The sequence below is a fragment of the Comamonas sp. FUJ_7 genome (genome assembly GCF_057369555.1).
In genome coordinates, this window is the sequence record NZ_JBXXZI010000002.1 from 1 (window position 1) to 20,955 (window position 20,955).

The 20,955-nt window shown below is 60.7% G+C and carries 18 protein-coding genes and 1 pseudogene; 13 read left to right on the plus strand and 6 right to left on the minus strand.

The window, feature by feature from the left end; all coding sequences use genetic code 11:
• Positions 1-367, plus strand: a pseudogene (locus AC2I9W_RS03770) (methyl-accepting chemotaxis protein); the annotation flags it as partial.
• A 155-nt stretch (positions 368-522) separates the two neighbouring features.
• Here the strand turns inward: AC2I9W_RS03770 and recJ are convergent.
• The gene (gene recJ / locus AC2I9W_RS03775) at positions 523-2,262 is read right to left on the minus strand and encodes a single-stranded-DNA-specific exonuclease RecJ (protein WP_486408715.1); all 1,740 of its coding nucleotides are present in this window, start codon (positions 2,260-2,262) and stop codon (positions 523-525) included.
• The gene (locus AC2I9W_RS03780; protein ID WP_486408716.1) at positions 2,259-3,230 is read right to left on the minus strand and encodes a phosphoglycerate mutase; all 972 of its coding nucleotides are present in this window, start codon (positions 3,228-3,230) and stop codon (positions 2,259-2,261) included. Before AC2I9W_RS03780 ends, recJ begins: the two co-directional genes overlap by 4 nt.
• A 127-nt stretch (positions 3,231-3,357) precedes the next feature.
• Here AC2I9W_RS03780 and AC2I9W_RS03785 point away from each other — a divergent pair, with 127 nt between their 5' ends.
• Positions 3,358-4,611 carry a lipoprotein-releasing ABC transporter permease subunit gene (locus tag AC2I9W_RS03785; RefSeq protein ID WP_486408717.1) on the plus strand — a complete coding sequence of 418 codons (1,254 nt, stop codon included), beginning with the start codon at positions 3,358-3,360 and terminating at the stop codon, positions 4,609-4,611.
• Positions 4,604-5,293, plus strand: a complete 690-nt coding sequence (lolD, locus tag AC2I9W_RS03790; RefSeq protein WP_486408718.1) for a lipoprotein-releasing ABC transporter ATP-binding protein LolD — start codon at positions 4,604-4,606, stop codon at positions 5,291-5,293. Before AC2I9W_RS03785 ends, lolD begins: the two co-directional genes overlap by 8 nt.
• Positions 5,294-5,387: 94 nt before the next feature.
• Here the strand turns inward: lolD and AC2I9W_RS03795 are convergent, their stop codons facing one another.
• Positions 5,388-6,803, minus strand: a complete 1,416-nt coding sequence (locus tag AC2I9W_RS03795) for a PAS domain-containing protein (RefSeq protein WP_486408719.1) — start codon at positions 6,801-6,803, stop codon at positions 5,388-5,390.
• 170 nt (positions 6,804-6,973) lie between these two features.
• Here AC2I9W_RS03795 and AC2I9W_RS03800 point away from each other — a divergent pair, with 170 nt between their 5' ends.
• The 8 genes from AC2I9W_RS03800 to AC2I9W_RS03835 all read left to right on the plus strand — a co-directional run bounded on the left by AC2I9W_RS03800 (position 6,974) and on the right by AC2I9W_RS03835 (position 15,795).
• Positions 6,974-7,795, plus strand: coding sequence for a TatD family hydrolase (locus AC2I9W_RS03800; protein WP_486408720.1), 822 nt, complete (start codon positions 6,974-6,976; stop codon positions 7,793-7,795).
• Between the two features lie 99 nt (positions 7,796-7,894).
• Positions 7,895-8,434, plus strand: coding sequence for a DNA-deoxyinosine glycosylase (locus AC2I9W_RS03805; protein WP_486408721.1), 540 nt, complete (start codon positions 7,895-7,897; stop codon positions 8,432-8,434).
• Between the two features lie 15 nt (positions 8,435-8,449).
• Positions 8,450-9,307 carry a spermine/spermidine synthase domain-containing protein gene (locus AC2I9W_RS03810; RefSeq protein WP_486408722.1) on the plus strand — a complete coding sequence of 286 codons (858 nt, stop codon included), beginning with the start codon at positions 8,450-8,452 and terminating at the stop codon, positions 9,305-9,307.
• A gap of 154 nt (positions 9,308-9,461) precedes the next feature.
• A complete protein-coding gene (gene tfpB / locus AC2I9W_RS03815) occupies positions 9,462-11,264 on the plus strand; it encodes a type IV pilus assembly ATPase TfpB (RefSeq protein WP_486408723.1) in 1,803 nt (600 codons plus the stop codon).
• Between the two features lie 190 nt (positions 11,265-11,454).
• Positions 11,455-11,943, plus strand: coding sequence for a tripartite tricarboxylate transporter TctB family protein (locus AC2I9W_RS03820; RefSeq protein ID WP_486408724.1), 489 nt, complete (start codon positions 11,455-11,457; stop codon positions 11,941-11,943).
• A gap of 15 nt (positions 11,944-11,958) precedes the next feature.
• A complete protein-coding gene (locus AC2I9W_RS03825) occupies positions 11,959-13,470 on the plus strand; it encodes a tripartite tricarboxylate transporter permease (RefSeq protein WP_486408725.1) in 1,512 nt (503 codons plus the stop codon).
• Positions 13,471-13,595: 125 nt separating this feature from the next.
• The gene (locus tag AC2I9W_RS03830) at positions 13,596-14,900 is read left to right on the plus strand and encodes a DUF3422 family protein (RefSeq protein WP_486408726.1); all 1,305 of its coding nucleotides are present in this window, start codon (positions 13,596-13,598) and stop codon (positions 14,898-14,900) included.
• Positions 14,901-14,997: 97 nt separating this feature from the next.
• Positions 14,998-15,795: an SDR family oxidoreductase gene (locus AC2I9W_RS03835; RefSeq protein WP_486408727.1), complete on the plus strand. Its 798-nt coding sequence runs from the start codon at positions 14,998-15,000 to the stop codon at positions 15,793-15,795.
• 47 nt (positions 15,796-15,842) lie between these two features.
• Here the strand turns inward: AC2I9W_RS03835 and AC2I9W_RS03840 are convergent, their stop codons facing one another.
• Positions 15,843-16,742 carry a DMT family transporter gene (locus AC2I9W_RS03840; RefSeq protein WP_486408728.1) on the minus strand — a complete coding sequence of 300 codons (900 nt, stop codon included), beginning with the start codon at positions 16,740-16,742 and terminating at the stop codon, positions 15,843-15,845.
• A 218-nt stretch (positions 16,743-16,960) separates the two neighbouring features.
• On the opposite strand from AC2I9W_RS03840, the gene AC2I9W_RS03845 reads away from it, so the two are divergent.
• Positions 16,961-17,707 carry an NUDIX hydrolase gene (locus AC2I9W_RS03845; protein WP_486408995.1) on the plus strand — a complete coding sequence of 249 codons (747 nt, stop codon included), beginning with the start codon at positions 16,961-16,963 and terminating at the stop codon, positions 17,705-17,707.
• 21 nt (positions 17,708-17,728) lie between these two features.
• On the opposite strand, the gene AC2I9W_RS03850 is transcribed toward AC2I9W_RS03845, so the two are convergent.
• Positions 17,729-19,393 carry a Na/Pi cotransporter family protein gene (locus AC2I9W_RS03850; protein ID WP_486408729.1) on the minus strand — a complete coding sequence of 555 codons (1,665 nt, stop codon included), beginning with the start codon at positions 19,391-19,393 and terminating at the stop codon, positions 17,729-17,731.
• A gap of 211 nt (positions 19,394-19,604) precedes the next feature.
• On the opposite strand from AC2I9W_RS03850, the gene AC2I9W_RS03855 reads away from it, so the two are divergent.
• The gene (locus tag AC2I9W_RS03855; protein ID WP_486408730.1) at positions 19,605-20,345 is read left to right on the plus strand and encodes a hypothetical protein; all 741 of its coding nucleotides are present in this window, start codon (positions 19,605-19,607) and stop codon (positions 20,343-20,345) included.
• Between the two features lie 59 nt (positions 20,346-20,404).
• On the opposite strand, the gene lspA is transcribed toward AC2I9W_RS03855, so the two are convergent.
• Complete coding sequence (gene lspA / locus AC2I9W_RS03860; RefSeq protein ID WP_486408731.1) at positions 20,405-20,929, minus strand: signal peptidase II; 525 nt, start codon at positions 20,927-20,929, stop codon at positions 20,405-20,407.
• Positions 20,930-20,955: the final 26 nt, after the last annotated feature.

The following is a 20,955-nucleotide window of genomic DNA, read 5'->3' on the forward strand; positions in this document are numbered from 1 at the left end:
CCAGGTCAATCAGGCGGTGAGCAATCTGGACCAGATGACGCAACAAAATGCGGCGCTGGTTGAGGAGTCCAGTGCAGCAGCGCTTTCCATGCAGGATCAGGCGCGGCGGCTGGCGCAGGTGGTCTCTATCTTCAGGCTGGGCGCCGATGAAGATGTCTCGCAAATGCCCCCTGTGTTGGCTCCTGCGATGGCACCGAGGCGCATGGGCCTTTCGGGCTCCGGGCCTGTTGCGACCTCTGCGGCGGCTTTCAGGTCAGCCAAGACTGTAGCCGTGGCAGCGCCTGTAAGGCCCGGTCTGGCTGCAGCCAGACCCAAGGCGGTAGCGGCTCCTAGCACGGCGGATGACGATAACTGGGAGCGCTTTTAAGCCAAGTCCTGGGATTAAATAAAAACAGGAGCGCGTCGCGCATGTCAATTCTTGACTTCAGAGGGTTTTGTATCTGAAGTCAAGGAGTGGCAAGCGCAAAGCGCTCTTTTTTGTTCTTTCTCAGGCGCTCGTGTCCGCTTAGAAAAGAGACGTTTTTAAAAGCCCATATTGCCTGCACCACCTTCAAAGTCCTGCGCGGCCTCTACCAAGAACTGCACCTTGCGCTCGCCGCGCCATTCGTTGATGTCCAGGCGGTAGGCCAGCGTGGTGCGTGCGGGCAGCGGCTCGGTGTGGTTGAACCAGATGCCGTCTATTTTTGAGCCGTGGTGCAGCAGCTCCAGCTTCAGGTGCTTTTCGCCAACCAGACGTTGTGAGGTGATCTCCAGCTCTTCGCTGAAAGTCGGCGCGGCAAAGCCCTGACCCCAGACGGCCAGCTGCATTTGCTCGATGAGCTGGGTGTCCAGCCATTGAGGGGATAGCGGGCCGTCGGTTTCGAGCCTGCGCGTCAGCGTAGCGGCGTCCAGCCACTCTCTGGCGACCTGGGCAAAGGCCTGCTCGAACGCGTCAAACTGCGCTTTGTCGATGGTGCAACCCGCCGCCATGGCGTGACCGCCAAAACGCAGAATCAGACCGGGGTGGCGTTTGCTGACCAGGTCCAGCGCATCGCGCAGGTGAAAGCCGGGAATGGAGCGGCCCGAGCCCTTGAGCTCATGCTCCTTGCCCGGCGCACCGCTGGCGGCAAACACAAACGTGGGCCGGTGCAGCTTGTCCTTGATGCGTGAGGCTACGACGCCGACCACGCCCTCGTGAAAGTCGGGGTCGAACACGCTGATGGCGGGCGGCGGTGTCATGCCGTCTTCAAACAGGCCTTCGGCCATGAGCAGCGCATGCTCGCGCATGCTGACTTCGATTTCGCGGCGCTCGCGGTTGATGCTGTCCAGCATGCGCGCCAGATTGTCGGCGCGGCTGGCATCTTCCGTGGTCAGGCATTCAATGCCTATGGTCATGTCGGCCAGGCGCCCGGCGGCGTTGATGCGCGGGCCCAGGGCAAAACCAAAGTCGATGGTGGTGGCCATGTCAAAGCGCCGGCCTGAGGCGTCAAACAGCGCGCGGATGCCGGGCTGCATGACGCCTTTGCGAATCTGCTTCAGGCCCAGCGCCACCAGGCGGCGGTTGTTGGCGTCGAGCTTGACCACATCGGCTACCGTGCCCAGGGCCACCAGCGGCAGCAGTTGCTCAAGGCGGGGCTGGCTGTGGCGGTCAAAATGGCCACGGTTGCGCAGCTCGGTGCGCAGCGCCAGCAGCACATAGAACATGACGCCCACACCAGCCATGGATTTGCTCGCGAACTCGCAGCCGGGCTGGTTGGGGTTGACGATGGCATCGGCCAGCGGCAACTGGTCGCCTGGCAGGTGGTGGTCGGTGACCACGACCGACATGCCCAGCTCCTTGGCTACGGCCACGCCTTCCACGCTGGCAATGCCGTTGTCCACGGTGATCAGCATGTCGGCACCGGTCTCCTTGACGCGGCGCGAGATGGGGGCCGTGAGGCCGTAGCCGTCCACCACGCGATCGGGTACCAGATAGTCGGCGTGCCGTGCCCCTAGCATGCGCAGGCCGCGCAGGCCCACGGCGCAGGCGGTGGCGCCATCGCAGTCATAGTCGGCCACGATGCACAAGCGCTTTTGAGCGGTGATGGCATCGGCCAGCAACTGCACGGCGGCATCCATGCCGCGCAGGCCGGAGGGCGGCAGCAGCCGTGCCGGGGCATCGTCGAGCTCATCGATGGAGCAGACACCGCGTGCGGCATAGAGCCGCGCCAGCAGGGGGTGAACCTGGGCTTGCAGCAAGGCGGAGACGCTGTCGTCAGGAATGCTTCTTGGAATAATTTTCATAGCATTTCGCGCAGATCAGGCAAGCGTTTGGCTCCAAAAAAACTCTTGATCTTGTCTATGAAGTCGCGCGGCTGGCTTTCCCACTGCACGGCATTGCGCTCGCCGCAGAGCGTGAGCTTGACGGGCTCACCCCTGGCGGCGCGCTGCTGCAGGCTGGCAATCAGGCTGCTGTCCAGCTCCCGCCACGCCTTCTGCCAGCCTTGCACATCGCCTTGCAGTGTGGTGTGGCGCAGATCATCAATGCAGACGGCTTGCGCAGGCGTCGCTGGTATGGAGGGCAGGCTGCCCGTGCCATGTACCCAGAAAGAGTTGATGGGCGGCAGTCGGCGCTCGGCGCGCTGGTCGTTGAAGGGATTGGTGTAGAGCAGCATCTGCAGCTCGGTCTGCAGCCGCTGGATGATGGCTCCCTGAATGGGGTCGGGTATCCAGGGGCGCACATCACGGCCCAGGGCGCGATCCATGGATGCGGTGGCGAGATCCTTGAAGGCAGTGCCACGGGCCAGCCAGAGATCGGCGCGCAGATATTCCAGCGTGATGCCGTCGTCGCTGAACCATGGGGCAACCAGAGCCAGCAACTGGCGTGATTCGTCCTCATTCAGCGGTGCGCTGGCGGGATCGGTCTGGTGAACCTGGTCAGGGGCGATATGCCAGTGGCAGGGCGTGATGAAGGCGCAGGCCTGGGCAGTGTCACCGGCCGCCAGTGCGGCCCAGGGAATGAGTCCGGGCACGTCTGGCAGTTGCATGGCCTGAGCCAACGCGCGCTCATGCGGGGGGGAGAAATCCATCTCGTCACCCTGCACCAGCTTGGTGGGAGCAAGAGTTGCCAGCAAACCCTGCAAGTGGGGAAGTTGCAGACCCTCCCATGCCTGGGGAATGTCGGCGGGGCCGCTGGCATAGGCAACGATGATTTCAGAAGCATCGGTTGCCAGGGCTTGGGCGGCAGAGAGCAAAGGCGCGGTCAAAGACATAGGGCTTATTGTCGTGCATGGCTGGCGGCTATGTCCCTGCAAGGGTAGAAGCTCACTGCAGGTAAAAAAATGCACAAGGCTGGGACAGCTCTCAGGACATTCCGGGCAATGCCACAATGCAGGCAACATGCAATTTCCCTACGAACTGGCCGTGGGCTGGCGCTATACCCGCGCAGGGCGCGCTACACGCCGCAATGGCTTCATTTCCTTTATTTCGGGTGTCTCCATGCTTGGCATTGCGCTGGGCGTGGCGGCGCTGATCATTGTGCTGAGCGTGATGAACGGCTTCCAGAAGGAGGTGCGCGATCGCATGCTCAGCGTTGTCTCCCACGTGGAAATTTATGCCCCGCAAGGAGCTCCTTTGCCGGATGTCGAGCGCACCATGCGCGAGGCGCGCTCCAACCCTGATGTGGTCGGGGCATCGCCCTTTGTTGCTGCACAGGCCTTGCTGGCGCGTGGCGAGGACATGAAGGGCGCTCTGGTACGTGGCATTGATCCTGCGCACGAGGGTGACGTGACCGATCTTGCCGCCACCAGCGGTGAAGTGCTCAAGCGCCTAGTGCCTGGTGAGTTCAAGGTGGTGCTGGGCATCGAGCTGGCACGCAGCTTGGGCGTTATCGAGGGGGATGTGATCACCCTGATCGCTCCCAGCGGCCAGGTCACTCCGGCAGGGGTTGTGCCGCGCATGAAGCAGATGACGGTGGCCGGCACTTTTGACTCTGGTCACTACGAATATGACTCGGCGCTGGTCATGCTGCATTACGAGGATGCGCAGCGCATCTTCCGCCTGGAAGGGCCGACTGGCATCCGTCTCAAGCTCAAGGATTTGCACGAAGCCCCACGGGTGGCCCATGAGCTGGCCGATACGCTGACGGACAGGCTCTTCATCCGTGATTGGACGCAGCAGAACAAGACCTGGTTTGCCGCCGTGCAGCTGGAAAAACGCATGATGTTCATCATCCTGACCCTGATCGTGGCCGTAGCGGCCTTCAATCTGGTGTCCACCCTGGTGATGAGCGTGCAGGACAAACGTGCCGACATCGCCATCCTGCGCACCCTGGGCGCTTCACCTTCGTCCATCATGGGCATCTTCATGGTGCAGGGCGCCATGGTCGGCGTGATCGGTACGCTGGCCGGTCTGGCGCTGGGGCTGGCGATTGCCTTCAATATCGATGTCATCGTGCCCGCCATCGAGCAGGCTTTGCATGCCAATTTCCTGCCCAAGGACATCTACCTGATCAGCAAGATGCCCAGCGAGCCGCAATCCACCGACATCGTGCCGATTGCGGTGATTTCCTTGATTCTTTCTTTTGTGGCCACGATTTATCCCAGCTGGCGTGCCAGCCGCGTGAACCCTGCGGAGGCATTGCGTTATGAATGATGTTGTGATGGGGCAGACCGTGCTGCAAGCGCAGGGTCTGACCAAGCGTTTTGCCGAAGGCCGGCTGGATGTGACGGTGCTTCAGGGCGTGGACCTGCAGGTCAGAGCGGGCGAGACGCTGGCGATTGTGGGCGCTTCGGGCTCGGGAAAATCCACTTTGCTGCACTTGCTGGGCGGTTTGGACGCTCCCACGACGGGTAGTGTCAGTTTGATGGGTCAGCCTTTGCATCAGCTCAGCCCGCAAAAGCAGGGCGTGCTGCGCAATCGGCACCTGGGCTTCATCTACCAATTCCACCATCTGCTGGCGGAGTTTTCGGCGCAGGAAAACGTAGCCATGCCGCTGCGCATTCGCCGTGATGCCAAGGAGGACTGCATGGAGCGTGCGGCCGAGATGCTGCGCGCCGTGGGCCTGGGTGAGCGCATGTCGCATCGACCTGCCGAGTTGTCCGGTGGTGAGCGTCAGCGCGTGGCGATTGCGCGTGCGCTGGTCACCCGCCCGGCTTGCGTGCTGGCGGACGAGCCTACGGGTAATCTGGATCGTGGAACTGCCGATTCGGTCTTTGCCCTGATGCTGGATCTGGCGCGCAGCCATGGCACGGCGTTTGTGATGGTGACCCATGATGAAGGGCTGGCTGCCCGCTGCGATCGCATGGTGAAGCTGGTGCGCGGGCAACTGGCCTGAGTGCTGAGCGGCGCGGAGGCACCGCCTCTCCATCCCGGTCCGCCATGGATGTGGTGCCGGGATTTTTTGTGTCAAATTAGGCTGTAGAGCTTTGTCAGTAAGTGCTGACAGCTGCGTTTCTGATAGCGAGGCTGGCCTGAGCCGGGGCTTGTCTTGCAAGTCGACCTTGATGGCCGCTGCTGTGCCGGCTTTCTACATCTTGGGCTGTGAGGTCATCTGTCACTTCACGCAAGCTGGCCGATTGTGTCAGCGAGGTCTGCACAACCTCGCTCATGATCTGCGTGACCTGGCGTGATGAGTTGACGATCTCGGCCATGGTGCTTCCAGCCTGGCGCACCTGCGTCACGCCCTGGGTGACCTGAGTGACGGAGGCCTGAATCAGCTGCTTGATCTCCTTGGCGGCCTCGGCACTGTGCTGGGCCAGTTGGCGCACCTCACTGGCCACCACGGCAAATCCGCGCCCCTGATCGCCTGCACGGGCCGCCTCCACCGCCGCGTTGAGGGCCAGCAGATTGGTCTGGAAGGCGATGGAGTCCATCATGCCGATGATGTCGCTGATCTTGCGCGAGCTGGCGCTGATGGATTCCATGGTGCTCACTACCTCCTGCACGGTGCGTCCACCGGCCTCCGCCACGCTGCAGGCAGCCTGGGCCAGCTCGTTGGCCTGGCGTGCATGGTTGGCACTTTCGGTCAGGCCTTCCACCGTAACTCGCAGTGTCTGGGCGGCAGTGACACGGCGCGTGATGTTGGTGGAAAATTTCACAACCTTGAAGAGGCGGCCTTCTGCATCGAGGATGGGGTTGTAGCTGGCTTCAATCCAGACCTGACGGCCCCCTTTGCCAATGCGCAGGTACTGACCGGCATCGTGATGGCCCATGCCCAGCTTTTGCCAGAAGTGCTGATAGGCCGGGCTTTGGCGTTCATGGGGCTGCACAAACATGCTGTGGTGCTTGCCCAGAACTTCATGCAGCTGGTAGCCCATGGTCTGCAAAAACAGGTTGTTGGCCGTGAGGATGTTGCCGTTCAGATCGAATTCGATGATGGCCTGCACTTTGGCAATGGCCTCCAGCTGCCCGCGTGCGTCGTCTTCATGCTGCTGTTGTTCGGTGATGTCGGTGGCGTATTTGATGACTTTTCGGGGTTTGCCCTGGCTGTCAAAAATCGGGTTGTAGCTGGCTTGCAGCCACACATCCTGGCCCAGCCGGTTGATGAGGCGGTAGCGGCCGCTGTCATGCACGCCTGCGGCAAGCCGTTGCCAGAACTGCGCGTACTCGGGGGTCTCGTGGGTTTGCTCATCGACAAAGATGCGATGGTGCTGGCCGATGATCTGGGGCAGCTCATAGCCCATGGTGCTCAGAAAATTGTCATTGGCCGTGAGCACATGACCTTGCAGGTCGAATTCGATGACGGCCTGCACCTGATCCAGCGCAGCCAGTTTTCCGTGCATATCGTTTTGCTGGTGGCTTTGGCTCAGACGTTGCCAGAGAGAGCTTTGCAGAAGACCTGTCATAACTGCTCCTTGGGCAAGTCGATGAGGGCATGTAGGGCGAAGTTGCTTTATGTTTTGTTTGTTTCAATTTGTTTTTTGTAGGACGAATGAGGATCTTGGGTGTAGGTGCTTGCCGGCTCATTGCCGGGCCTCTCAAGTTGCCAGTTCGCAAGTCGGTGCATGATGTGCAGATGCCAATCTGGATAGATACCCATTGCCACCTGGATGCAGCCGAGTTCGATGTGGATCGTGAGACGGTTCGAATCGCTGCACATGCCGCCGGTGTGCAGCATCTGGTGATTCCTGCTGTGCAGCGCGCGCACTGGCAGGAGGTGATTGCGCTGGCCCATCGACACGGTGACAGCTATGCGCTGGGCATTCATCCGCTTTACACACCTGGCGCACAGCAGTCCGATATCGCGGCTCTGCGAGAGTTGCTGGGCCGGCAGCGCAGCGATTCGCACCTGGTGGCCGTTGGGGAGATTGGTCTGGATTTTTTTGTGCCGGGTCTGGATGCCGAACGCCAGATCTGGTTTTACGAACAACAGATACAACTGGCGCGTGAGTTTGATTTGCCCGTCATCCTGCATGTGCGCAAGAGCAGTGATCGGCTGCTCAAGACGCTGCGCCAGCACAAGGTGGTGGGTGGTATTGCCCATGCTTTCAATGGCAGCGCCCAGCAGGCGCAGGCCTTTATCGATCTGGGTTTCAAGCTGGGTTTTGGTGGCGCGGTGACGTATGACCGAGCGCTCAAACTGCGCGAGCTGGCGGCCAGCCTGCCGCTGTCGGCGCTAGTGATGGAAACCGATGCCCCCGATATTCCGCCGCATTGGCTCTACACCACCGCCGAGCAGCGCGCCGCAGGCCAGAGCCAGGGCCGCAATAGTCCGGCCGAGCTGCCGCGCATTGCAGCGCAGGTGGCGCAGTTGCGTGGCATCAGCGTTGAGGCGTTGGCCCATGCCAGCACAGTTAATGCACAGCAGGTGCTGGGTCTGTCCATGCTGAATATGTAAGAAATTGGCCTCTAACCCATAGCTGATAAGCGCAAGCAGCTATTGTTTTGAATAGCGCTGCCCAACGCAGGCCGATGGCAGCTGGGCGACAATCAGCCTATGCCCAAAGATCGCACTATCCAACCCAATGCTCCTGAGCCAGTTCGCTGGCAGGGGCTGGCTGCGGTGGCTGATAAGCGCACCCTGGCGCTGGTGCTAGGCAGCTTTCCTGGTGTGCGTTCGCTGCAGTTGCAGCAGTACTATGCCCATCCGCAAAACCAGTTCTGGCGCTTGCTCCAGGCCCTGTGGCCCCAGCATGCTCAGCCGCCGCGGGGCGATTACGCGGGTCGCTGCGAATGGTTGCTGGCGCGGGGCCTGGGACTATGGGATGTCTATGACAGCTGCGAGCGCGAAGGCAGTCTGGACAGCGCCATTCGCGCCGCCCAGGTCAATGACTTTGCGGGATTGCGCCAGCGCTGCCCATACTTGAAGCTGGCGCTGCACAACGGCGGCGAGAGCTACAAACATGCACGGCAGACTGAGGCCTTGGGGCTGACGGCCATCAAGCTGCCATCGACTAGCCCGGCCAATGCCAGCTGGTCATTCGAAAAAAAACTGCAGGCCTGGCGCGAGGCATTGAGCGCGCATGGCCTGCTTTGAATATTGGTGAGAAACGTGATTCGTAAAACCCGTGGCGGTGCCAAGTCCGCACAAGACAAGAATGCGCAGGCTATGCCTGAGTTGCCCGAAGTCAGCGTCTCCGACGACGGCGATGTGCGCTATCTGCACCTGGGCACACCCTGGGTGCAGGGCTCCATGCGTATACGTGACCCTTTCGATATCGACCTCGAGTATGTGCAGCGCATGATGGGCTGGCTGCTGTTTGTCGATCCCACCGAAGTGCCCAAGATGCACGCCATGCAATTGGGTCTGGGCGCTGCGGCAATCACCAAGTTCTGCCATAAAAAACTGCGCACCAAAACCACTGCGATTGAGCTGAACCCGCAGGTGCTGGCTGTGTGCCGCAGCTGGTTCAAGCTGCCACCCGACAGCAGTACGCTGCAGGTGGTGCTGGCCGATGCGGCGCAGGAGATCAAGAAGCCCGAATGGCAGGGCACGGTCGATGCGTTGGCCGTGGATCTGTACGACCACGAAGCTGCAGCCCCGGTGCTGGATAGTGCTGAGTTCTATGCCGACTGCCGCAATCTGCTGACCGAGGACGGCATCATGACCGTCAACCTGTTTGGCCGCTCGTCGAGCTTTGATAAAAGTCTGGATCAGATGGCTGAAGCCTTTGGCGAGGACGCACTTTGGGCCTTTCGCCCCACGCGTGAAGGCAATACCGTGGTGCTGGCCCAGCGCACACCGCGCGTGCTGCAGGGCGTGGAGCTGGAAGTGGCCTGCGATCAGGTGCAGGCCCGCTGGGACCTGAACACCACACGCTGGGCCAAGGTGTTTGTGCCGGCGCGGGATGCGGAGGCCGGCAGCAAGGTGGCCAAGCTCAAGCGCATCGGCCGCAGCGCTGCCGACTGAAGGTATAGGCGGCGTCTCGGGCTGTAGCGGCGGCAGTGAAGGCATTTGCGCTGTATCAGCGGCTCGGTGCTTGGTCGCTGGCTCTGGCGTGGAGTTGCGGAGACTCAGAGCTGATGGCGGTACAGTCAAGGCAATTTTGTTGCCCTAGCCTGCCATGTCATTGACTGCTAACTCCTTGCCTTCGACCATCAAGCCCGCTCTTCATCAGGGGCCGCTGGACTGGCGCATGCTGGTGCAATGGTTGAAGGAGGATGGCGTCATCACGGCGCAGGAGGCTGAGCGTACGGTGGCGCGCTGTTCCTCCGCAGAAAGCGCGCAGCTGCCGCTGGTGCGGCTGGCCAATGTGGGCGTGGTCAGTGCGCAGACCACGCAGCCGCTGGATCTGGAAACCCTGACCCAATATCTGGCACAGCGCAGTGGTCTGGCCTATCTGCGTATCGACCCTCTGCGCGTGGATGTGGGCCGCGTGGGCGAGGTCATGAGCGCAAGCTATGCCGAGCGGCACAAGGTGCTGCCGGTGCAGGTGACAGCCAAGGAAGTGGTGATTGCCACTGCCGAACCCTTCATCACCGATTGGGTCGGTGAAGTGGAACGCCAGGCGCGCCGCAGCGTGCGCTGTGTGGTGGCCAATCCTCAGGACATCAAGCGCTACACGGCAGAGTTCTTTGCGCTGGCCAAGTCGGTGCGTGCGGCTGAAAAAGCCGGGGGGGCTGCAGGCGGTGCCAGCTTTGAGCAACTGGTGGAGCTGGGCAAGAGCAACAAGCAACTGGACGCCAACGACCAGGGCGTGGTCAAGGTGGTGGACTGGCTGTGGCAGTACGCGTTTGACCAGCGTGCCAGCGACATCCATCTGGAGCCGCGACGTGAGCAGGGTGTGATTCGCTTTCGCATCGACGGTGTGCTGCACCCCGTCTATCAGATGCCCATGGGGGTGCTCAATGCCATGGTGGCTCGCGTCAAGCTGCTGGGCCGCATGGACGTGGTGGAAAAGCGCCGCCCGCTGGATGGGCGTATCAAGACCCGCAACCCGCGTGGCGAAGAGGTGGAAATGCGCTTGTCCACCTTGCCTACGGCCTTTGGCGAGAAGATGGTGATGCGTATCTTCGATCCGGAAAACACGGTCAAGAACCTGGATGCACTGGGCTTCAGCACCCATGATGCGCAGCGCTGGGAAGAGCTTGTCAAACGCCCGCACGGCATTATTTTGGTGACCGGCCCCACGGGCTCGGGCAAGACCACCACGCTGTACTCCACGCTCAAGCGTGTGGCGACCGAAGAGGTGAATGTCAGCACGGTGGAGGACCCCATCGAAATGATCGAGCCCAGCTTCAATCAGACACAGGTGCAGCCTCAGCTCGATTTCACCTTTACCGAAGGCCTGCGCGCCCTGATGCGTCAGGACCCGGACATCATCATGGTGGGGGAGATTCGAGACCTGGCTACGGCCGAGATGGCGGTGCAGGCAGCGCTGACCGGGCATTTGGTTTTCTCGACCTTGCACACCAATGACGCACCCAGTGCGGTCAGCCGCCTGATGGAGCTGGGCATCCCTTCGTATCTGATCAATGCCACCTTGCTAGGCGTGTTGGCCCAGCGGCTGGTTCGCACGCTCTGCCCCAGCTGCAAAGTGCTTGACAAAGAGGCCAGCTCGCAAGAGCTGATGGAATCCGTTCGCCCCTGGAAGCTCAGCGGTAGCTACCAGCCCTACAAGCCCGTGGGCTGTGAGGATTGCCGTTTCACAGGCTACCGTGGCCGAATGGGTTTGTATGAGCTGCTGGTAGTGAGCGAAGCCCTCAAGAAGCAGATTCACGATGCTCCGTCCATGGATGCCTTGCGCCGTCAGGCTGTGCAAGATGGCATGAGACCTCTGCGCCTTGCCGGTGCATTGCGCGTCGCAGAGGGGGCAACTACCTTGACGGAGGTGCTGGCTTGTACACCGTTGATGAGCGAAATTTGATGCAGGTGTGTGAGCAAATACTTTTCTTGGGTGTAAGCCAGGAAAGCCCAAGTTGTATGAGTGCTAGTTGCGGTACATCGATATCAAACGACGGTATTAGGGTAAGCCCTTTGTAGGTGGAATCCACATCGGTTTGGCTTTTGTATGAAACGAGAATCGCAAAGTCGTGATTTCCGTAAGGAGACGTTTTGTGAAAATCAAGAGCCAAAAAGACTTTTTCTCCGGTCTGATGTTCTTGGTTGTCGGCATCGCTTTTGCGATCGGCGCAACCAACTACACCATTGGCACCGGCGCCCGCATGGGACCTGGTTACTTTCCGTTGATCCTGGGTGTGCTGATGGCCATTCTGGGTGCTGCTATCTGTGTTGGTGGTCTGACCAAGGGCCCCTCCGATGGCGACAAGATCGGTAAGTGGGCCTGGAAGCAAGTGTTCTTCATCCTGGCAGCCAACTTTGCCTTCGGCATTTTGTTGGTCGGTGTTCCCGGTCTGGGCATTCCCCAGTTCGGTCTGATCATTGCGATCTATGCACTGGTCTTCATCTCCAGCCTGGGCGGTCATAGTTTCAACTTCAAAGAAACAGCAATCCTGGCCACCATCCTGGCCGTGGGCAGCTATTTCGCTTTCGTGTGGGCGCTGAATCTGCAGTTCCCCGTGTGGCCTAGCTTCATTGCTGGCTAATCAGGAGCATCGTCCATGGATCTGATTCAGAACTTGTCGACGGGTTTTGGCGTGGCTTTCACGTTCCAGAACCTGATCTACTGCTTTGTGGGCTGTCTGCTCGGTACGCTGATTGGTGTGCTGCCAGGTATTGGCCCTGTGGCGACCATCGCCATGCTGCTGCCCGCAACCTATGCACTGCCCCCCGTGGCGGCGCTGATCATGCTGGCCGGTATTTACTACGGCGCCCAGTACGGTGGCTCCACCACCGCCATTTTGGTGAACTTGCCCGGTGAATCCTCGTCCGTTGTGACGGTGATTGACGGCTATCAGATGGCCCGAAAAGGCCGAGCAGGCCCTGCGCTGGCAGCGGCCGGTATCGGCTCCTTCTTCGCAGGCTGCGTGGGTACCGTGATTCTGGCTGCTTTCGCACCTCCGCTGACCGAAGTGGCGTTCAAGTTCGGCCCCGCCGAGTACTTCTCGCTGATGACCCTGGGTCTGATCGGTGCCGTGGTGCTGGCTTCCGGCTCGTTGCTCAAGGCGATCGCCATGATCGTGCTGGGTCTGTTGCTGGGCATGGTCGGTACCGACGTGAACTCCGGCGTGGCGCGTTACAGCTTTGATATTCCTGAGCTGACCGACGGCATTGACTTCGTCGTGATCGCGATGGGTGTGTTCGGCTACGGTGAAATCATTGCCAACCTGTCCAAGCCCGACGAAGAGCGCGAAGTGTTCGCCGCCAAGGTGACGGGTCTGCTGCCCACGGCTGAAGACTTCAAGCACATGATTCCTGCCATGCTGCGCGGCACGGCCCTGGGCTCGTCCCTGGGTATCTTGCCCGGTGGCGGTGCCATGCTGTCGGCCTTTGCTGCCTACACCATCGAAAAGAAGACCAAGCTCAAGGCTGGTGAAGTTCCTTTCGGTCAAGGCAACATCCGCGGCGTGTGCGCTCCTGAATCGGCCAACAACGCCGGCTCGCAGACATCGTTCATTCCTCTGCTGACTCTGGGTATTCCTCCCAACGCCGTGATGGCGCTGATGGTGGGTGCCATGACGATTCACAACATCCAGCCCGGCCCTCAGGTGATGACCAGCAACCCGGAACTGTTCTGGGGTCTGATCGCCTCCATGTGGATTGGTAATCTGATGCTGATCATCTTGAACCTGCCGCTGATCGGCGTCTGGATCAAGCTGCTGACTGTGCCTTACCGCTGGCTGTTCCCGTCCATCGTGCTGTTCTGTGCGATTGGCGTGTACGGCACCAACAACAACGTCTGGGACGTGTGGATGGTGGGTCTCTTCGGTTTCGTCGGCTATGTGTTCCACAAGCTGGGCACCGAGCCTGCCCCCTTGCTGCTGGGCTTCATTCTGGGCCCGATGATGGAAGAAAACCTGCGCCGTGCCCTGCTGCTGTCGCGTGGTGACTGGTCCGTGTTCGTGACTCGCCCCATCTCTGCCGGTCTGCTGATTGCTGCGGTGATTCTGCTGGTGATCGTGCTGATGCCTGCAGTGAAGAACAAGCGCGAAGAAGCTTTCGTGGAAGACTGATAGTTTCCTGATTGTTGAACCAAGCTTGAAGCGGCCCGCAAGGGCCGCTTTTTTTATCTGAGGACTTTTGCTCGGAAAAATGCTGATTCGGCCGGCAAAATAGCAGCAGTTACTGGAAAGATTGCATGGCCTTGTCTCAATTGCCGACTCAGCACCCGCAACGGGTGCTGCTGCACAACGAAATTCACGCCCGCCCTGCGGAGGTCATTCAGGCCCCGCTGGCCATTACACATGTCGTGATGCTGACCGATGCTGCGCAGCGCGAAGCCAGCCGCGAGCATGTGGCGGCCTTGCTGCGCAACCATCACCAGCCTTTGCCCGATGAGGGAACGACCCATGTGTTGATTGACCTGGGGGCGTTTCGCCTGCGCTGGGAGCAGCACACCGAGTTTGTGGCCTGGACGTTTGCCACGCCCATGGAGCAGGCTTCGGTCACGGATGTGCGCGAGCCTGAAACGGCCATCGACGAAGTGCCGCGAGAGTGGCTTTCGGCCTTGCCGGGGCAATGCCTGAGCAGCATGCATCTGTGGGTGCTCAATGCGCAGAAGGTGGAGGTGCAGCATCTTGTCAGGCACATGCTGCAGACCGATACCTTGGTGGGCTCTGGCGTGGCCGGTGATAGTGCACATCTTTATACGGACTTCGCCATTCATGCTGATGGCTTTTCGCGCATGTTGCTGCTGGCCGATGAAAACCTTTCACCGCGCCGCCTAGGACGACTGGTGCAGCGGGTGCTGGAGATCGAGACCTATCGCATGGCGGCGCTGCTGGGCCTGCCCGCCGCGCGCAAGGCGGCAGCCGTGCTGGCCACGGCCGAGCGTGAGCTGGCCGAGCTGGCCAATGCCATCCGCGATGCAGACCGCGACACCGAACCGGCGCTGCTGGATCGCCTGACCAGGCTGGCCGGGCAGGTGGAGAGCGAATATGCAGCCACGCATTCGCGCTTTTCGGCCAGTTCGGCTTACTTTGAGCTGGTGGAGCGGCGCATTCAGGAGCTGCAGGAAAACAGGGTCGATGGCATTCAGACCATTCGCGAATTCATGGACCGGCGCCTGTCTCCGGCGCGCGCCACCTGCGAATGGGCCACGCGCCGCCAGAATGCGTTGTCTGAGCGGGTGTCGCGCGTCAGCAGCTTGCTGCGCACGCGTGTCGAAATCGAGCAGCAGCAAAGCAGCCAGCAATTGCTGGGCACCATGAATGACCGTCAGGGCATGCAGCTCAAGCTGCAGTCCACGGTGGAAGGTCTGTCGGTTGCAGCCATCACCTACTACATCACCGGCCTCATCAGCTACCTGGCCAAGGGAGCGCAAAAACTGGGCTGGCCCTGGTCGCCAGAGTCAACGGCGGCGGTGGCCATCCCCATTGTGGCTTTCAGCGTCTGGTGGTCGCTGCGCAGGCTGCACCACAAGCTGTTTGGTCGTCATGCATGAAATATGCCTCTAGCGCTTATGTGGCAAGCGCTGGTAGCTATCTGTTTGATATTTCTGGACAAGGGCGTCCAGATGAAAACTATGAAAGGAGTCGGAAATGGACTTTGGTATTGCCGGGCGCTGGGCTTTGGTTTGTGGTGCCAGCAAGGGACTGGGTTTTGGCTGTGCCAAGGCACTGGCTGAAGAGGGCGTGAATCTGGTCATCAATGCCCGCAGCGCAGATTCGCTGAAGGCTGCTGTGCAAAAGCTGCAAGCCATTGCCCCGCAGATCAAGGTGATTGGCGTGGCAGCCGACATCACAACCCCCGAAGGCCGCACGGCCGTGTTTGAAGCCGCAGGCGGCCCCGGCAAGGACTATGACATCGTCGTGACCAATGCCGGCGGCCCGCCTCCCGGCGACTTCCGCACCTGGGATCGCGAAGCCTGGATCAAGGCCGTGGACGCCAATATGCTGACCCCTATCGAGCTGATCAAGGCCACGGTGGACGGCATGGCCGAGCGCGGCTTTGGCCGCATCGTCAACATCACCTCCAGCGCGGTCAAGGCACCCATCGACATCCTGGGTCTGTCCAACGGCGCACGCAGCGGCCTGACGGGCTTTGTGGCCGGTCTGGCACGCTCGGGCATTGCTGCCAAGGGCGTGACCATCAACAGCATCCTGCCCGGCAAGTTCGATACAGATCGTCTGGTTGCCACGCACCAGGCAACGGCTGCCAAGACTGGCCAGGCGCTGGACGCCGTGCGTGAAGCGCAGGCCGCCCAGATTCCTGCCAAACGTTTTGGCACGGCCGAAGAGTTCGGTGCTATCTGCGCCTTCCTGTGCAGCCGCCAGGCGGGCTATATGACAGGCCAGAACATCCTGCCCGACGGCGGCCTGTACCCCGGCACTTACTGATAGCCAGCCGGTCGCCTACAAAAAATCCCCGCATCGCGGGGATTTTTTTATTTGCGCGAGGACACCACGATGCCGGCCACGATGAGTGCAAAGGCAAGCACGTGATACAGATGCGGAGTCTCTCCCAGCACGGGAATGGATAGCAAGGCCGTGAACAGTGGGATCAGATTGCCAAAAAATCCGGCAATGGCGGGTGTGGCGCGCTGCACGCCCATGCTCCAGAAGCGGTAGGCAAGAATGGCAGGGCCAATGGCGATAAAGAGCAGCGTGCCCAGCAATGGCCAGCCTGCTACAAAGCGAAAGCCCCCCAGCAAGGCCTCACCACCGGTGAACAGGCCGGACCAGAGCAGGCCAAAAGTGATTTGTGCGATTAAAAAGCTGGCCCAGTGCGACTTCACCTCTTGCGGGCCGGTGCTGCGCGACAGCAGCCAAGTGTAGAAGGCCCAGGCAATGGTGGCCAGCACCATGAAGAGGTCTCCAGCGACAAAGCGCAGGCTCAGCAGGGATTGCAGATCTCCGCGCGACATCACCACGACAACACCCAGCACGGACAACACGGCCCCACCCATTTGTCTGCGGCTGATGGGAATGCCCCAGCACAGACGGCCAATGGCCAGCATCCACACCGGCATGCTCGAGCCCACCAGCGTGACGTTCAATGGCGTCGAGGTCTTGAGTGCCAGATACAGCAGCGCGTTGTAGCAGCCAATGCCCAGCAGGCCCAGCAGCATGTACTGGCGCCACAGCGGCCAGATGGGGCTGTCCTTGCGCAGCACCCGCCATGCCAGTGGTAGCAGCAGCACAAAGGCGATGCACCAGCGAAAGAAATTGAGTGCAAACGGAGAAATCAAATCGTGAGCGAGGCGACCCACGATGGCATTGCCGGCCCACAGTGCGGGAGCCAGGCTGAGCATGGCCACTGTGGAGGGTTTGAGGGGGGAAGTCATGGAGCGTCACTGTAACGTGCCGAAGCTGGGTGCCTGGCTTTGCGCTCGCTCCAAAGCTGGGTGGGACAGGGTTGCCAGGCACTGCAAATAGTGAGGAGCGTCATCCCGCTTCACGAAGCTGCGCACAATGGCTGCATGGGAGGTTATTCGTGAACCAGAAACTGACACCTCAGCAGCGGCAGTGGCTGCAAACACAGCATGAAAATGCCAATCAGCCAATGCTGCGTATGCGCTACCCGCTATGCATTGATGAGCAACAGGTTGGCAGCATAGAGGCGGACTTTGCCCAGCGGCTGGACGAGCAGCTGCAGGCAAGCTATGGCATCAGCCTGGAGCTGGCCCAAGGCCGCTGGCATTTGCGAGGGCATGGCAGTGCGACGCACAGGCTCAATCAACTGGCGCAAGCCATGCGCAGCCAGGGGCTGGCTGGTGCCTGGCGCGATGAACAGTTGGCAGTATTGGGTGCTGATGGGCAGCCATTGGCGACGGTGGAGCGCGCTGCGGTAAGGCCGCTGGGCATTGCAACCCGAGCCGTGCACTTGGTGGGCACTTGCGCCGATGGCTCAATCTGGGTGCAGCAGCGCTCTGCGGATAAAGCCAACAATCCCGGCATGTGGGACACCCTGATGGGGGGGATGGTCTCCGCTGCTGACAGCCTGCCAGATGCGCTGGCGCGCGAAACCTGGGAGGAGGCCGGCTTGCGGGTGGCCGAGCTGGCGGCCGTTCATCATGGCGGGTATGTGCGCTTTTGCAGGCCCAGCGATGAAGCTGAAGGACAGGGCTATATGGTCGAGCGTATCGACTGGTTCTTTGCACTGGTGCCGGATACTTTGCAACCCGTCAATCAGGACGGCGAGGTGCAGCGCTTTGAGCGCTTACCCCGCACGGAGTTGCAGCAATGGATGCTGCAAGACCGTTTTACGCCAGAAGCAGCACTGGTGCTGGCCGCCTATCTGGGCTGGTAGGCGAAGGGGAAGTTGCCCGCTTTAGCGCTTGGCGTCGGGTGCCGTCGTTTTGAGGCGGCTGGGGGCCAGGGCGCCGGCCTGCTCCAGAATGGGATAGGCGACGGAGCACAGCAGGGAGTTGATGCGCTTCAAGTCGCTGATCATGTCGATGTGCAGCGAGCTGGTCTCGATGCTGGAGACCGTGTGCTGCGACAGGCGTTCAAGGTGAGTGGCCGCATAGGCCAGCTCCAGATCGCGAAAGCGCGCTTTTTCTTCCAGCAGCTTTTGTGCCTCGCGCACATTGCCGTTGAGGAACACGCTCATGGCCAGTCGCAGGTTGTCCAGCAGGTGCTGGGTCAGCTCGTTGATTTCCTGCATGCCCGCTTCAGAGAACTGCCGGCCCTTCTTGATCTTCTTGTCTTCCAGATCCAGCAGCACGCGCTCGATGATGTCGCCGATCTGCTCCATATTGATGGTGAAGCTGATGATTTCCGTCCAGCGCTGACCTTCGCGCTCGTCCAGTTCGGCGCGTGAGATCTTGGTCATGTAGTACTTGATGGCCGAGTACAGATCGTCCACCGTGCCTTCGAGCTCGCGCACTTCGCGGGACAGCTTGGTGTCATCGGTCTCTGCCACCTTTTGCATGCCGATCAGCATGGACTCCACCACATCCGCCTGATGCAGTGATTCGCGCACGGCGCAGGTAATGGCCAGAGAAGGCGTGGACAGTGCAGAAGGGTCCAGGTGGCGAGGGCGCAGCAACTTGGAAGTGCTTTCTTCTTCGGGCTTGGGCAGCATGGCAGTCACCCAACGGGCCACCATCTGCGTCAGGCCAATAAAGCACAGGCTGTTGAAGATATTGAAGGCCAGGTGGAACATCACCACGTTCTGGCCGGCATTGGGCAGATAAGGTTGGGCGTATTGCGTCCAGAGGCCGACAAAGGGAGCGACGATGGCCACGCCCATGATCTTGAACAGCAGATTGCCGATGGTGACCTGGCGCTCTTCCACGGCGGACTTGGCCGTGGTCAGTGCAGCGACCAGGCCGCTGCCCAGGTTGGCGCCCAGCGTCAGGCCCAGAGCCACATCCAGCGGAATGGCGCCCGAGCTGGCCATGGCGGCAATCAGCAGCACGACCGCCAGGCTGGAGTAGGCGAGCACGGCCAGCACGGCACCCAGCAGCAGCTCCATGAACAAGTCACTGCTGATGGAGGCCAGCAGGGCGCGAACGGCTTCGGCCTGCAACAGTGGCTCGGTGGCTTCCACCACCAGGCGCAAGGCCAGCAGCATCAGGCCCAGGCCAATCAGCACGCGGCCGATACGGCCCGGCTTGGAGTCTTTGCGCGAGATGTACAGCACCACGCCGACAAAGATGAACAGCGGCGACAGCCAGGAGAGGTCGGCCGAAAACAGCACGGCCATTAAGGCCGTGCCTACGTCGGCACCGCGCATCACGGCCAGTGCCGAGGGAAGTGTGATTAGACCCTGGCCCACAAAGGAGGAGGTCATCAGTGAAGTGGCCGTGCTGGACTGCACCAGGGCAGTCACGCCCATGCCCGACAGGGCTGCAGAAAAACGGTTGCTCATGCTGCGCGCAAGAATGTTGCGCAGATTGGCGCCAAAGACCTGCAGAACGCCAGTGCGAACCATCTGTGAGCCCCAGATCAGGAGGGCAATGGCTGCTAAAAGATTCAATAAATGCTTCATGTTCTGCCCGCGAAGGAGCGATCTAATATACCCCTGAGTAGGGGTAGTCTGCTGGGGCAGCTCGCTCATCACGCACTCGTAGGTGCGGAATAAGGAAAAAAATAGAACAAAACCGAACTGTTTGCAACATCGTTTTTACCGATAAAAAACCATCTCTGCGCGGGCTTATGCTTGCGCAGTTTTCGTTTGTTGCTATCAAAACAGGTGTTCCATGATTCCTGCCGTACCCGCTGCCGCTTTGGCCGGTCTGGTCCTGATGCTGCTGGCAGCCTTGCTGGGGGCTGGCCTGCTTTCATGGTGGGGCTGGCGCTTGTGGCATCAGCGCCGTGGCAGGCCCAGGCCGCCGCTGCGTATCTGGCAATGGGGGCTGGCGGTGCTGCTGTCCATCCTGCCGATATCAAGCGTGGTGGGACTGGCGGAGTTTGCCTGGAACGATCACCGACAGACGCAGCAGGTGGCCGAGCAGGAGCGGCTGATGCACATCACGCTGGCGCAACCGGTGGTCTGGGGCGAGATCACCTTGCCGGCGGGCAGTCATATCGAGCGCGACATGCCTGAAGCGGGGCTGGAGCGCCCCGATGGCCAGCCGGATCTGAGTGCGCTGCGCAATGTGCGCTTTCCCAAGCCGCTGCAAGTCGATGGTCTGTGGGTCAATGCCTTGAGCGTCTACAACCAGCTGGTGCTGGAGCTGGCCCAGCCTCATCACCTGGCCGCGCGGCCCGGCCAGCCTGCCCAGGACTGCCCGGCGGGCTACATGCTGCAATACGGCAACCGGCAGAAGCTGGCCGAGCAGGACATGTTCCGCATGGCCTTGCCGGTGCTGGCACCTACGCTGGTCATGGCGGACTGGGTGGTGGACACCTGCTATCAGACCACGCCCATACAGCTGCGCTACTGGCAGGGCGATCAACTGGTCTGGGCCAAGACTCCGGAATATGCCTTGCCGGAATGAAAAAAGCCCGCAGCATGCTTGAATGCAGCGGGCTTGGGTGTGTCGATGGGCAGTGCTTTTCAGGTGGGTGACTGGTCTTGTTTCTTGGCCCGTCTGGCGCGCAAGATTTCGTCCAGGATGAGCAAGATGGCGCCCAGGGTAATGCCCATGTCCGCCACGTTGAAGGCCGGGAAGTGGCTTGTGCCCCAGTAGAAGTCCAGAAAGTCCACCACATAGCCGTGCTGCAGGCGATCGACCACGTTGCCGATGGCCCCGCCCAGAATGCTGGACAGCGACAGGCAGAACATTTTTTCATCCGGGTGCTTGCGCAATTGCCAGACAATAAGCACGGTGGCAATCACGCCAATGCCGACGAACAGCCAGCGCTGCCAGCCGCCGCTATCCGCGAGGAAGGAAAAGGCGGCGCCCGTGTTGTGCGCCCGCACGATGTTGAAGAAGCTGGTGATCGGCATCCAGTCCCCATACTGGTAGTGGCTCAGAATCATCTGCTTGGTGATCTGATCCACGCCGATGATGACAAGCGCCCAGAGCAGCCAGGGCCAGATTCGGCCTGTGCCTGCAGAAGAGGTTGGGGTGTTGCTCATGACAGCTCTTTGCTAGAGGGTTGGAT

Bases quoted from the DNA above. Each gene is read 5' to 3' on its own strand.
- AC2I9W_RS03830 (WP_486408726.1), top strand. From the start codon at position 13,596: ATGGCCTTGTCTCAATTGCCGACTCAGCACCCGCAACGGGTGCTGCTG.
- lspA (WP_486408731.1), bottom strand. From the start codon at position 20,929: ATGAGCAACACCCCAACCTCTTCTGCAGGCACAGGCCGAATCTGGCCC.
- AC2I9W_RS03840 (WP_486408728.1), bottom strand. From the start codon at position 16,742: ATGACTTCCCCCCTCAAACCCTCCACAGTGGCCATGCTCAGCCTGGCT.
- AC2I9W_RS03780 (WP_486408716.1), bottom strand. From the start codon at position 3,230: ATGTCTTTGACCGCGCCTTTGCTCTCTGCCGCCCAAGCCCTGGCAACC.
- AC2I9W_RS03795 (WP_486408719.1), bottom strand. From the start codon at position 6,803: ATGACAGGTCTTCTGCAAAGCTCTCTCTGGCAACGTCTGAGCCAAAGC.
- AC2I9W_RS03800 (WP_486408720.1), top strand. From the start codon at position 6,974: ATGCCAATCTGGATAGATACCCATTGCCACCTGGATGCAGCCGAGTTC.
- AC2I9W_RS03835 (WP_486408727.1), top strand. From the start codon at position 14,998: ATGGACTTTGGTATTGCCGGGCGCTGGGCTTTGGTTTGTGGTGCCAGC.
- AC2I9W_RS03850 (WP_486408729.1), bottom strand. From the start codon at position 19,393: ATGAAGCATTTATTGAATCTTTTAGCAGCCATTGCCCTCCTGATCTGG.
- lolD (WP_486408718.1), top strand. From the start codon at position 4,604: ATGAATGATGTTGTGATGGGGCAGACCGTGCTGCAAGCGCAGGGTCTG.
- AC2I9W_RS03785 (WP_486408717.1), top strand. From the start codon at position 3,358: ATGCAATTTCCCTACGAACTGGCCGTGGGCTGGCGCTATACCCGCGCA.
- AC2I9W_RS03805 (WP_486408721.1), top strand. From the start codon at position 7,895: ATGCCCAAAGATCGCACTATCCAACCCAATGCTCCTGAGCCAGTTCGC.
- AC2I9W_RS03855 (WP_486408730.1), top strand. From the start codon at position 19,605: ATGATTCCTGCCGTACCCGCTGCCGCTTTGGCCGGTCTGGTCCTGATG.
- AC2I9W_RS03845 (WP_486408995.1), top strand. From the start codon at position 16,961: ATGCTGCGTATGCGCTACCCGCTATGCATTGATGAGCAACAGGTTGGC.
- tfpB (WP_486408723.1), top strand. From the start codon at position 9,462: ATGTCATTGACTGCTAACTCCTTGCCTTCGACCATCAAGCCCGCTCTT.
- AC2I9W_RS03825 (WP_486408725.1), top strand. From the start codon at position 11,959: ATGGATCTGATTCAGAACTTGTCGACGGGTTTTGGCGTGGCTTTCACG.
- recJ (WP_486408715.1), bottom strand. From the start codon at position 2,262: ATGAAAATTATTCCAAGAAGCATTCCTGACGACAGCGTCTCCGCCTTG.